General features: G+C 40.1%; 9 protein-coding genes. 1 reads left to right on the top strand and 8 read right to left on the bottom strand.

Annotated features, from left to right (window positions below):
- Positions 1 to 26: 26 nt before the first annotated feature.
- Entirely contained in the window at positions 27 to 1,862 is a 1,836-nt protein-coding gene (locus E5N72_RS18205) for a serine hydrolase domain-containing protein (RefSeq protein WP_135926529.1), read from the bottom strand.
- 111 nt (positions 1,863 to 1,973) lie between these two features.
- A complete protein-coding gene (locus tag E5N72_RS18200; protein WP_135926528.1) occupies positions 1,974 to 2,825 on the bottom strand; it encodes a DUF6279 family lipoprotein in 852 nt (283 codons plus the stop codon).
- Between the two features lie 549 nt (positions 2,826 to 3,374).
- On the opposite strand from E5N72_RS18200, the gene E5N72_RS18195 reads away from it, so the two are divergent.
- The gene (locus tag E5N72_RS18195) at positions 3,375 to 4,097 is read left to right on the top strand and encodes a tetratricopeptide repeat protein (protein ID WP_135926527.1); all 723 of its coding nucleotides are present in this window, start codon (positions 3,375 to 3,377) and stop codon (positions 4,095 to 4,097) included.
- A gap of 71 nt (positions 4,098 to 4,168) precedes the next feature.
- Here the strand turns inward: E5N72_RS18195 and E5N72_RS18190 are convergent, their stop codons facing one another.
- The 6 genes from E5N72_RS18190 to E5N72_RS18165 all read right to left on the bottom strand — a co-directional run bounded on the left by E5N72_RS18190 (position 4,169) and on the right by E5N72_RS18165 (position 13,493).
- On the bottom strand, positions 4,169 to 5,581 hold the full coding sequence (locus E5N72_RS18190; protein WP_240704555.1) for a coniferyl aldehyde dehydrogenase: 1,413 nt from the start codon (positions 5,579 to 5,581) through the stop codon (positions 4,169 to 4,171).
- Positions 5,582 to 5,719: 138 nt separating this feature from the next.
- Positions 5,720 to 7,150: an SLC13 family permease gene (locus E5N72_RS18185; RefSeq protein ID WP_240704577.1), complete on the bottom strand. Its 1,431-nt coding sequence runs from the start codon at positions 7,148 to 7,150 to the stop codon at positions 5,720 to 5,722.
- A gap of 57 nt (positions 7,151 to 7,207) precedes the next feature.
- On the bottom strand, positions 7,208 to 8,167 hold the full coding sequence (locus E5N72_RS18180; protein ID WP_135926525.1) for a porin: 960 nt from the start codon (positions 8,165 to 8,167) through the stop codon (positions 7,208 to 7,210).
- A 213-nt stretch (positions 8,168 to 8,380) separates the two neighbouring features.
- Complete coding sequence (locus E5N72_RS18175; protein WP_135926524.1) at positions 8,381 to 9,751, bottom strand: sigma-54 dependent transcriptional regulator; 1,371 nt, start codon at positions 9,749 to 9,751, stop codon at positions 8,381 to 8,383.
- The gene (locus E5N72_RS18170; RefSeq protein WP_135926523.1) at positions 9,748 to 11,487 is read right to left on the bottom strand and encodes an ATP-binding protein; all 1,740 of its coding nucleotides are present in this window, start codon (positions 11,485 to 11,487) and stop codon (positions 9,748 to 9,750) included. The genes E5N72_RS18175 and E5N72_RS18170 overlap by 4 nt, the downstream gene beginning before the upstream one ends.
- Before the next feature lie 23 nt (positions 11,488 to 11,510).
- Positions 11,511 to 13,493: a TonB-dependent receptor gene (locus E5N72_RS18165; protein WP_135926522.1), complete on the bottom strand. Its 1,983-nt coding sequence runs from the start codon at positions 13,491 to 13,493 to the stop codon at positions 11,511 to 11,513.
- Positions 13,494 to 13,548: the final 55 nt, after the last annotated feature.

The raw sequence follows: 13,548 nt of genomic DNA, 5'->3' as shown, positions 1-13,548 counted from the left end.
TTTTTTACCTACAATTGTTAAACATTTTAGCTCCAAAGCAATAACGGAAATACACCCCAAAGTGCTAAAATGAGTGACCATTGCAAAGCTGCTACCATTGCTAAACTATTTAACAAATTCATTTTACTCAACTTTTCATGAGTAAATATACGCCATAACCCGTAAGTCATAGCAAACGGTAATATTGTCGTGGCTAATGCTAACAATGCACTGGCAAGTGTAAACTCACCAATATTTAAAAATGATTGAGTTAAAAATAAAGGCAGCGGTACAAAAAGAAATAACGTCGCCGTAAAAGGCAATAATAGAGCTGACGACAAGCGTAATTGTCCCTTAACCAAGCAAATAGCGCCATATACTAATATCCATAGTATGGCGATTACGCCGATGGCGAGGCTGAGCCACATCGGCAGTAACTTCCAAAGACTGGTTTGTTCATATGTTCGAAAACCATCACTGATCATATGTTGACCATTTTCAGAAATATACAGAGTGTGTGAAGGAAATCGCTTTGTTTCTTCACGAAACAAATTACCGCCTATAGCTAGCAAGGTTTTTTGCTGAGACTGAAATGGTGACAGTGTTAGCGTTTCGCCATTTGAGCTCACTGTTGCAAAATGAAGTAGGCGATCAAAATAGGCAAATCTTTTCATTCTGTTTGGGGAAAGCGTGTAAAACCCTTGCCAATCATCAAGCGCTACTTGCGCTTTTGATGGAGCTATTGCATCGGCCTTATTTACACCAAGGTTGCTAATCAGCATGCTATCAAATTGTTTGTAATTTGCAGTTTCTACATCGGCATTAAAAGCGATAAAAAATGCTTTTTTTTGCTCAGGAAAAAAACAAAAGTTGGTGCGGTAACCTAAAGTAGAGCCACTGTGGCATTTGCCAACCACATTATGCCGGTCGCGTGTAGTTACCCCTAGCGCATAGCCGATATCAGTTAAATTATTTAAGGCAGCTTCTGTTTTAAAAGGCTTTCCCATGCTTGTTAATAATGTCGGTTCAATAAATATGCGGTCATTAATCTTGCCATCGCCCATTAAAAACTGCGCAAACAAAGCCATATCATAAGCAGTCGTTGTGAACTGCCCTGCCGGTCTTAAAAACATTGGTAACGTGGCTTGGCTAACGCCATTTTCAAAATGGCCCATAGCAAGCGCAGGATCGCTAAACTGCCCGACTTGAGAAACAAAATTAAATGTACTCATGTGCATACCCAGCGGTTCAAGCAAGTGTTTATCTAAGTAAGATTCATAGCGCTCTTTAACAACGGCTTCAATCACCATAGCTAAAATTGCATAACCAAGATTAGAATAGGATAAGCGGCTTCCGGGGCGATTTCTAATACGCAACTGACTTTCAGTAAAGGTTTCTTTTAGAGCCGTATCAGGCTTTGCTTGTGTCGTTAATAATTGCCAAAGCCGAATGTCTTCAAGCCCTGACGTATGATCAAGTAAATGTCTAACCCGAACAGGTGTGTTCAAGGCCCAAGGATTTTGCAAGCCAATATCTGGTAATATTTCAGTAACCGGGGTATCCAAGGAGAGTTTGTTATCTGTTACAAGATGCAACACCCCTGTAGCAATAAGTGTTTTAACGATAGAGCCTGTTTGCACCTTATTAGCTGTCGTCATAGGTTTTAAATTCGTAAAGTCTGCATAGCCTTTTGCACCTTGCGCAATTTTATTTGCACTCACTGTTGACCAAACAACGCCTATTAGAGATTCGTTATGCAAAGAGTGTTCAATTTGATTACTTAACTCTATTTCTGACCCAAACTTTTCGTTAGCCAAGGTTACATGAGATACAAAAAATAATGCCGTTACAGCAATAACTAAAAATTTTACAAGGTGTTTCATGTTTTATTAAACCATTCCTTAGGCAACAAGAAGTTGACCTGCGGCGTATTTGATAACCGCAAGCTAGAAAGTTATTTATTAAAATTACGACTATGAGCGAGGCGTGATTATTTAGTCATTCATTAAATCTGTAACATCATCGATTAGATCATCAAGCTCTTCACGAACATTTCGACGCTGTTTGTCTGTAAGAGTGGGTTTTAAGGCAAGCAGTAAGGTTACGTAGTCATCTAGATTTTTATCGTCTGCTTTGATTAATTCATCACTCATAAAAGCCAAACGATTATTAATGATCACCGCTAACTGTTGATCAAAATCCGCAGGCTTAGTTTTTTGCATAAACAAGGATTTTAAAGCATCTAAGCGCTTTTGTTTGTACTGCATCCAAAGTAAAAATGTACTAATGCGAGTGTTAGATGCCGATTCGATCAGTGCTTTTTGTTCAGCTGATAACTTTGTGCCAAACCACTCTTTATAGTTATCAAGATTTTCATCTAGACGTTCTTGTTTGTGCTGCTCAGCAGATTTTTCTTGATGCTCTAAATATTCTTCATTGATTTTATCTTGCAGTGCCGCTACAAATTCAACTCGTTGTTCATAACTCAATGCGTTTGCTAAATCGATCAATTCTGGTTCTAGCTTATCAACTAGTGTTTGCCAATGTTGCTTTGCTTGGCTGAAATGCTGTTTTAATTGAGCGTGATTAACGTCAGTTTCTAACATTAGTTTTAAACTTTCTAAGTCATGTTTATAAAGAGGTAGTTGAGTCTCTCGATGCCAATCACGGCTGGTTTTAACTATATGTTCAAACTTTTCAGCTTGCTCATTGTTTAAGTCAACATAATCATCAATCCAGAATCCTGACAGCCAACCTAAATTGTTATAAGTGAAGCTAGGAGAACAACCAGCAACTGCCAAAAGTAAACTCAATGTGATTAAACACTTTGCTATTTTTTTCATCATGCTCAATTTATTAATCTAATTTTAATTAGTACCTTATTAAGTTAACACTGAGAATAAATAATCAGCAAGATCCTCTAAATGAAATTAATTATCATTTAAGTGTTGACGCCCACGTTAATCTAAGTAATAATCGTTATCAACAAGTTCAGGTAGGCTATTAATCTCACAACAATATCAATGTCTATAAGGCTTTGATGGTGTTTTTCTGGATTTGTTCAAGATTTAACACTTGATTGTTTGCGGCTTCCTCGACCCAAGCAGCGACATAAAACGTTACACTTTACTTGCTACATTGCTCATATCGGTGACGGTAGATATGACACTAAAAAGCCCATCATGGGCTTTTTTTATTTCTTTAATTTTTCTGTAAAATCTGTATCTTGTGTCTACTTTTTTAATTATGTACTTGCTATTGCCTTCAAATTGGGCATTTAATACTGTTGGGTCTAAACTAAAAATAATGTTTTGCCCTTTTGCGAGTTTGGCAATGCATTTATCAATATCTAAGTTTGTAGCTGTTGATAACTAACACACATTTGGAGGCAGACAATGATCAAGCCTAACTTGAAATCACTATTGCTTACTAGCGCATTAATCCTCTCACCTTTTGTACATGCTAGCCTAGAAGATGCTCAATTAGCGGCTAATGAAGGTCGCTTTGAAGAAGCATTAAAAGAATACAACTATTTAGCAGATCGGGGCTTTGCGCCGGCAATGTATGAACTTGCTAAAATGTACGAAGGTGGTTTTGGTGTACAGCGTAACTACCAAAAAGCAGCTGAGCTTTATCAACAAGCCGTAAAAAAAGTTCACGCTGATTCGATGTTTGCACTTGGAGTTCTTTACCAAGAAGGCAAAGGTGTAAAACTCGACAAAGAAAAAGCTATTTCGCTGTTTGAGATGGCAGCTAAGAAGAATCACCCCGCAGCTCAATATAACCTAGGTGTTATGTATGCAAATGGTGAAGGTGTATTACAAGATTACCGCACTGCACTTAGCTGGTATCAAAAGGCGGCAGCGAATAATTTCACACTTGCCCAGTTTAATATGGCTTTGATGTACTATGAAGGCCTTGGCGTTCCAAAAAACCTAGAGAAATCTTATATTTGGAATACCATTGCTGAATACAACGGCAACATGGATGCAAGCCATAGCCGCAAGCTTGATGAACGCAGTATGTTACCTGCAGAAATTGAAGCCGCAAAAGAAAAAGCTGATGCAATTTACGCAAAAATTCAGGCAGGTTTATATGCCCCTGATGGCCGCTTATAAGTGTAACTACTTGCTTAATTCAGTGATAACTAGTTAGCTAAAAATGAGCATTAAATGTTTTGTACTTGCGCCTAAGGGCGCAAGTACATCCATTTTAATATCTTAATAAGCCACTTATTCTGCTTTAATAACAAGTGTGTGCGTGGGTTGAATTTACCCGAAACCAAAGTATTGCGCGCATGACTGAAAGTTTTAAACCCTTCAATACCGTGGTAATTACCCATTCCAGACTCACCAATTCCGCCAAACGGTAATTGATCTGCTGTCACCTGCATAAGTAAATCATTAATTGCTAAAGTTCCACTGCGAATAGATTGACTGACTCTTTTGATTTGTTCTTTATTATGGCCAAAAATATACAGGGCTAAAGGTTGAGAGCGGTGATTGATGTAATCTATGACTTGCTGCTCTGTTTCGTAGGTCATAATTGGTAACAGAGGGCCAAAAATTTCATCCTTCATAACTTGCATATCGTCATTCACTTGTGTGATTAAATGCAAGCCCATACGATGTTTTAAGTCATCATGTTGATCATCATCAAGTGGGCTAAACAGTTGCGCCCCCTTTTGCTCTGCATCGTGTAGGTATGACTTTAAACGTTGATACTGAGCATCTGATATTATTGAAGTTAAGTTTTTGCCCTCAACACCTTGTTTATAAACTTTTTTATACAGTTCACATAGCTGCAATACCAACTGGTGCTCAAGCTTTTTAGGTACAAATACATAGTCTGGGGCAACACATATTTGGCCTGCATTGTTGAGCTTTCCAAATAACAGTGTTTTTGCCGCCATCTTAATATTTACGTCATCGAGAATAACAACGGGTGATTTTCCGCCAAGCTCTAAAGTAACAGGTGTCAAATGCTTACTTGCTGCTTGCATGACTTTACGACCAACAGAAGTTGAACCTGTAAATAACAAATGAGCAAATGGGATATCACAAAAATTTGCGGCTACTTGGGCATCTCCTTCAACAACAACGCAGTGCTGTGCTAACTCATCAGTCATTATTGATTTGATTACCTGGTTAGTGTGGGGTGTAAACTCACTAACCTTTAACATTACCCGATTACCTGCTGCTAAGGCACTTATCACAGGTACTAAAGATAATTGAATAGGATAATTCCACGGCGCTATAACCCCTACGACACCTTTTGGCTGGTACAGAATATGTGCATTTGAAGGCCATAAACTAATACCAACTGCACGCTTTTCGTTACGTGACCATTTAGGTAAACGTTTAATTATGTCGCTAATTGTTTTAACCGTTGGTAATAAATCACCAAGTACGGTATCAAAGGAAGTACGATAACCAAAATCTTTACTCGTTGCAGCGACCAATGCTTGTTCATTTTCAATAAGCCGAGTTTTAATCTGTTTCAACAGCTTAATACGACTGGCGATAGGTAAATAAGGCTGAGCTAAAAATGCCTCATCAAGTTGTTTAAATTGTATTTGCAAAGGTACATCTGTGTCAGTCAAAACGTCATCTCTTTCAAAGCGATTTTATCAACTATAACCAGCAATGCATGTATGGGCAACATTAGTCGTATCAAAAAAACAGCGCTCACTAGGAGCGCTGTCGGTGGTTGGAAAATGGTTGAGAAGATAATCTAGTTATTAAAAACCAAATACTGCTCCTGCAATTGTCATTGTGACAAGAGTGATCATAACAATCGCAATAATATTCAGTGCAAAACCAGAACGGATCATATCGCGCATTTGAATTTGCCCAGAGCCAAAAACAATCGCATTAGGCGGTGTCGCAACTGGCATCATAAACGCACAACTACACGCAATCGCTGCCGGAATAACCCACACAAGCGGCGTACCAAATACAGATTCAGCTACCGGGCCTAATAGTGGTAAGAAACCTGCTGCTGTTGCTGTGTTACTAGTGATCTCAGTTAAGAAGGTAATTAAGGTAGCCACTGCTAGTACACTTAAAACCAATGGAATTGCACTTGCCCCTTCAATCATATGGGCAATGTATTCCGCAAGGCCTGATGACTTGATTTGTGCAGCCAGTGTTAAACCACCACCGAATAAAAGTAACACACCCCATGGCACTCTAGCTGCGCTTTCCCAGTCAAGAATACGCTCACCATCACCTTTGTTCGCTGGTAACACAAATAATAATAAGGCTGCTGCGATTGCTATACCGGTGTCAGAAATTTTTAAGCCAGAAAGATCAGCCAGTAACGGTCTGAAGATCCAACAAACAGCTGCCAAAACAAATACTATTGCTACACCTTTTTCTGCACGCTGCATAGCACCGAGCTCTTGTAACTGTGATAAAAATAGCGATTTAGTATCTTTACTCGCTGCTTTTGCACATTGTGTATCTACTTTATAAGCAAATTTAGTTAACCAAACCCAGCATAAAATAAGCATAACAGTCGCAAGTGGTACACCTACTTTCATCCATTCGGCAAAGCCAATATCAATCTTGTAGCTGTCTGATAAATACGCAGCCATTAATGCATTGGGTGGTGTACCAATTAAAGTAGCAATACCACCGATACTTGCGCCATAAGCAATTGATAATAACAATGCTTTACCAAATTGGTCATTATCAGGGTTAGACTGTTTAACCAACATAGTAATCGACATAGCAATAGGTAGCATCATTACTGCTGTTGCAGTATTTGACATCCACATTGATAAGAATGCTGTTACTAACATCATGGCTAAAATTTGCAGGCTAGGTTTAGTTCCGGCACGAAGCATTGTGTTAAGTGCAATACGCTTGTGTAAACCCCAACGCTCCATCGCGATTGAGATCAAAAAGCCGCCTAAGAATAAAAAGATCAAAGGGTGTGCATACGGTGACGCGACCCCTTTGATTGCTGCAATATCAGCAAGAGGTGATATTACAAGTGGCAATAATGAAGTCGCAGGAATTGGCACAACTTCACTGACCCACCAAGAAGCCATCCAAAATGCTAGGCCTGCGGTACGAAGTGCAGCTACACTCATACCTGCAGGAGGCTCAATAATACAGGTTAATAACATCATTAATGGGCCCAGAAGTAACATTACTGTGCTCATTAATGGGCGTGGCTGTGAGCCATCTTTTGTTTGATTTACTAATGACATACCGACTCCTTAGAACTTGTATTTAAGGCCAATTGCAACGCTGTTGTCTGATTCAAGTTCTAAATCTAAATCAGTATAGAATAAGTATGCTGTGGTTTGTTTATCAAAATTATAGTCAACACCCGCTGTCCATTGTTTACCTTCTTCAGCATGGCGAATTTTTGAGTCATCTTTAACGTATTGCAGTTTAGGTACCCATTTATCAATTGCATAGCTTGCACTGAGTGCATAGCCATTGCCTTCTTTCGTGCCATCTGTTGACTCGCTGCGCTGGAACAAACCCGCAAGCTGGAGGTTTTCAAGTTTCCATGCTGCAACCACACGGCTTGCCGTCAATTTGTTAAGTGCATCGACATGGCTAATAGCAACATAGTAGTCTTTTGATTTTAATGCACGGTCACCATAAATAACCGTTGCCGCAAAACCATCTTCATCGTTGCTGCTGTCATCTTTTGGTGCATAAGTCAGCGCAAGTGATGCGCCACCGTATGTTTTTGAGCTATAGGTAATGGTATCGCCGATACGGTCTTGACCTGGGATCAGCTGAGCGATATCTGCTTGTGTTTCATTAAAGCCGTCTAGTTTACCTTCAGAGTATTTAAAACGAGTGTCGTTACGACCCACAACGACCTCACCAAAATCTCCAGCAAGCCCTAAATAAGTATTACGCGCTGAAAATGGCTCGTTTGTGTCATCGTGCTCAAAGCCTTTTACTTGTACTTCATATTTAAATACCGCTTTAAGCGATTCTGTTAGTTTGTGGCTGCCTTTAATACCAATTCGCGAAAAAGGTGCCTCAATTTGTGTACCTTCGTCAACATAGCGCATAACGCCGGTATCTGTGTTTGCTATTTGAACTTCTGCTTTACCGTATACAGCGTACTCTGCTGCCATTGCTGAGCCTGTTGTGCTCGCTAAAATTACAGCCGCTGCTACGCGTGTTTTTGTATGAGTGAATATTGTTGTCATTATGCGCCCCTTATTAGGTTCAAATTGTTGTTCCTAACAAGTAAGGCAAGTTGGTTGCCAACTTAGTTAATTTTATAAAAAATAATAAATAACAATACGTTAGATTTATTTATCTATATAAGACTGGCTTTTATGGGTGGATATCCACACATTTTTAAAAACATGCTGTCACCAGTTCCACCCATTGTGAAGAGTTTAATCTGAGAGGGTTGTTTAGTCTTTGAACATTTCGCGATTAATACCGTATTTGGTCATCTTGTCGTAGAGAGTTTTACGCGCAATTTGTAAGGTGACCATGGTGTCTTTGATGCTACCGTTGTTACGCTCAAGGGCTTCTTCGATGAGTGATTGTTCATAAAAGCTAATTTTTTCGGCTAGGCTTAAGTCCTGAGCAAGTTCGTTCTCATTGTTTGAATCGCTGTATGAGGCAAAGGCTAGATCAGAGCCCAGCAATACAGCACGCTCGGCTTGATTTCTAAGCTCTCGCACATTGCCAGGCCAATCATAAGCAAGTAGTCGTTGTTTTGCCTCACTACTCAATGGTGCCGGTGGTTTATGAAAACGTGTAGCCGCTATTGAGCTAAAATGTTTAAAAAGTAATGGAATATCGGCTTTTCTGTCGCGCAATGCCGGAATACTCACTTTTACTAAATTTAGGCGGTAATAGAGATCGGCTCTAAACTCCCCTGCTTCGACCAGTGTCATTAAGTCTACTTTTGTAGCCGCAACTATGCGCACGTCTAAATCAATGGCGTGGTTATCACCTACAGGGGTTACTTTTCGCTCTTCAAGCACTCTCAATAACTTGACTTGTAAGCTTGCAGGTGTTGACTCTATTTCATCTAAAAACACAGTACCGCCTTTAGCAAATTCAAACTTACCTTGGCGAGATTGCGTTGCACCAGTGTACGCGCCACTGGCTGCACCAAAAAGTTCACTCTCAATGAGTTGCTCAGGGATAGCGCCGCAGTTTATGGCAACAAAATTAGCCCCAGAACGATTACTTTGATCATGCAGGTAACGGGCAACTAACTCTTTACCTGTGCCTGTTTCACCTTCTATTAAAACATCGGCGGGAGTGTCGATTACCGCATTGAGTAAATGCATCATTTGCTGCATTTGCTCAGTTTCACCTAAAATACGCACACCGGGCGCAGAGGTTTTCTCTACTGCTATTTTTAACGCGCGGTTTTCCATCACTAGAGCACGCTTTTCTGAAGCGCGAGCGATACAATCTAACAACTGCTCTGTTAGTGGCTTTTCAAATAAATCATAAGCGCCAAGCTGCATAGCTTTCACGGCAACAGATACATCAGCAAAGCCGGTAAGAAAAATAACCGGTAACTCGCTATCGAAGGCTTTAACTTGTTCTAAAAATGCCAAGCCATCCATTTTTGGCATGTTTATGTCGCTTAATACAATTCCCTCAAAACGACGACTCAATTTTGAAAGCGCCGCGGTTGGTTCACTAAAACACTGAACTTGATAACCTTCAATCTCAAGGAGTTGCTTTAATGAATCGCGGATCACCGCTTCGTCATCAATAACGATTACCTGATTACAGGTCGCTGCAACTACACTCATGATGGTTCCTTATTTGTTTGTAAGGTTATTATAAATTGTGCGCCGCCTTCAGGGCGGTTGTGCGCAGATAATCGACCGTTAAATGAGTCGATAATTTGCCGTGAAATCGATAAGCCCAAACCCAAGCCATTGCTGGTTTTAGTACTGTAAAATGGCTCAAAGATGTTACCTAACGCGTGTTGATCAATACCCGGGCCCGTATCAAGAATAGAGAGTTTTACGCGGTCATCGAAAAGTTCGAGCTCAAAACTCAATTCGCGTTTTTCAGATTCACTCATTGCTTGGCTGGCATTAGTGATCACATTTACCAATACTTGTTCAAACTTAACGCTGTCAACCCACACGGTTATGTGTGCGTCAATATCAGCAGCTTTCACTTCGATATCGTCTTGTTTTAATTGTGCACTGGCAATCATTAAGGCATTTTTTAACATACTTGCGAGGCTTTGCTGCCTAAGTTGAGTTTGCGCCGGTTTACTAAAATGCTTAAGTTGCGCGACAATCTTATGGACACGTTCTATGAGTGACTGCACCAGTACCAGATTTTCGCTGGCTTGCTCAATATTGCCTTTAATAAGTAACCGTTTTGCACTCACTAAATAAGTATTCATAGCACTTAAAGGCTGATTGATTTCATGATTAATGCCTGCACTTAATTGACCTATCGTTGCAAGTTTGGCTGTTTGGATCAGCGCTTTTTGGGCTTTTTCGAGCGCTTGAGTTCGTTCAATCACTTCTTGCTCAAGGCTGTGTCTTGAAAACAAAAGCTTTTTATAACCAGCAAAACGCACCATTGCCATATGAATTAATACCACCGCAATGGCATAAAACACACAAAACCAGAGGAGCCTTGGGATTTGCGCAAGCTCTACATTCGTCACATCCACCAGCACATTAGCTTTGGCGTTTATAATATCTATTGTTTCTGTCGCACTGATAAAGCGCGCTTCTTTGCCATCAAGTTGAATACTTTGCTGAGCGGTTTTTTCACTTAATGGCTTATGATTATGATTAAGCAAACTTGGTTTATGTGATAAGTATCGGCGTGACTTAACCAAAGCGGCCATTTGTTCACCACTTAGTGTATTAAGTGACTTTAAACGCCAATCGGCGACATCCGACATCACAATCACGCTATCTTCTAGCGCGATATAAAAATGGGTGCTGTCTGATGCATTAAGAAGCTGGCGGTCTTGTTCAAACTTTTTAGCATTCACTTTTAACGTGACAACGGCAATCACTTTGCCCTTCTCTATAACGGGCTCTGAAAAGTAAATTCCCCGCTCACTGGAACGCATACCTAAAGCAAAATAAGCAACTTTTTCACCTTGCTTGGCTAAATAAAAATATGGCCGAAATGCAAAATTACTGCCCAAAAAGGTGTAATCAACTTGCCAGTTACTACTTGCCACGACCGAGCCTGTTAAATCCATTAAATAAACATCAGATGCACCGCTGGCTCGTTGAATATCTTCGAGGTAATAGTTAACAGCCTGTTCGCCAGTACCTTTATTAACCAAAAAAGATTTAACCAAATCATTGGCGCTAACTAAGGTAGGAATAGTTTTAAAGCGGGCTAACTCGCTTGAAAAATAATGACTTAACTGAGTAGCTTGAACACGACTTTGTTGCTCTGCTTGTTGATAATCGTGAGCGCGTCCAAGGTAAAAAACTAACACAAGCAACAATAAAAGCATTGCACCTGCAAAAACTAACTTTTTACTTAATGACGACATTCAAACCTTTGAGATAAGCGCAACTAGAAATTGAACTGGTAGTGTAACGATAAATCTTCAGTTGTACCAGCAACTGCGCCATTGTCCATGCGTGGATCAAACACGTTATATTGTTTGCCTAACAGGTTTTCTGCCTTAAGCATTAGCTGGCTTTTGGCATTTAGCTGCCACTTTAAGCTACCGCCTAGCAAAGTATAGGCTGACTGTTTAAAATAGGCACCACTCACCGAGCTCACCTCAACTTTGTCTCGCCACAATACATTTAAACTTAGTTGCCAACTGTCAGATAAGTTATAACTAGTTACTAAGCTTGCAAACCGCTTGAAACTTGCATTAATTGGGTCTTCGAAGTATTGAGTATAGGTGCCTGTTACAGAGAACTCTTTATTTGATTGCCAAGTACCATCAAGTTCAATACCACTGTTTTGGCTATTAAAGGAGTTTGCAAAGGTAAATAAGGCATCATTAGATTGTGTAGGTTCAATGTTTATAAAGTCGTTTAATTCATTATAAAAAAGCACTGCATTAGCTTGTAACTCAGATGTTTGAAAATGCCAAACCAGCTCAGTGGTTTTTACTGACTCAGAGCGAAGTGCCGGGTTGCCTACTGTGACATCATCATTTGAAAAAAGCTCGTTAGTAACAGGTGTTCTGAATGACTCGCCATATTGTAACTTAACGGTATGCTCTGGGTTTATGACATATACACCAGCAAGACGAGGCGAAAGTTTGCTGTCGATGTTGTTCACCTCGTCATAGCGTGCTCCAACATATAAAGTAAATGCTTTTGTGTAAGGGATTTTTAGTTGCCCATACGCACTATATGTTTCAAAGGTGTATTTGAGGGCCGCAAACTCGGGAAAATCCATCACAGTAACAATACCTTGCTGATAATAGCTAGGATCTATAATTATCAGACCTGATTGGTCGTCGTAATAACTGGTGCGAACTCCAGCTTCAACTTGTTTAGCCTCTGAGTACTCTACTCCTGCAGCAAGCTGCCATTGATTATTAAATTGATAACTCAACTCAGTTTCAAACTTACTATCTGTAGTTTGCCAAGCTGGGCCAACTAAAAAGTCAGGCATATCATCAAATGCAACGATTAAACCTGCGCTAGAAATATTATGCTCAGTGTATGAATAACTTGAGTCAAGCTTTAGCTTATCGTTATTAACCCAGTTATATTTAATACCAACAAAGGTGTTATCACTAGTATGTTGGTTTTGCTTTGAGTAGCCTGCAAGATTTAAAAACTCATCGAGTTCTGTTTTGTTGTAACGAGCACTTAGTTTGAGCTTTTTGTAATCGACACCCGCTTCGAGATAAATTGCTTCAAGTGGATCTTTAACCCCTTGCGGGTAGCTTTCACCGTCTTTTTGATCATAAGAAAATGTCGCATACACAGCGGTACTGTCATTAACAGTGCGGTTAAACTGCCCTGTTGCCCCATAGCGACCATTATTGCCAACCACGAGTTGCATAGCATTTCGCTCTTTAGAGGTAACAATATTCATCACCCCTAAAAACGCATTACTACCATAAATCGCTGAGCCTGGACCGCGGATAAACTCTATTTTTTCGATGACTTCAATAGGAATATAAGGCATGTAAACAGAGGCTTTGCCAAATGATGACTCATTAACTCGCTCACCATTGATCATCACTAATACATTACCGCTATCAAGATAAACGCCTCGTGCATGGTCTTTAGGCACGGCGCCAACCCAGTCTCCACGCGTTGATTGCATACCTGGTACGAAGTTCATTATCTCATACGCATTATCGATACCGAGTGCTTGAATTTGCTTGCGGTTAAACACCGTCATAGTAGAAGGAACTGACGACAAGGTCTCAGTAGTTTTAGTTGCCAGATCAACATGTACCTCAAGCAAGTCCTCAAAACTTAAAGAAAATAAGTCTTGTTCTTCAGTTGAATGAGCAACCGAAGAGATGGTTGAAGCAACTACAATTGAAAAAAGTGCTGAACATCTTAATAGCTTCACGCTGCGAGATACCTGTACTAATAGCCCATGCTGCAAAAGCAACACACTGTTTACA

The organism is Pseudoalteromonas sp. MEBiC 03607, from assembly GCF_004792295.1.
Taxonomy (GTDB): domain Bacteria; phylum Pseudomonadota; class Gammaproteobacteria; order Enterobacterales; family Alteromonadaceae; genus Pseudoalteromonas; species Pseudoalteromonas lipolytica_C.
Note: the sequence above shows the minus strand (reverse complement) of the source record. Positions and strands in the feature narration are given on the sequence as shown.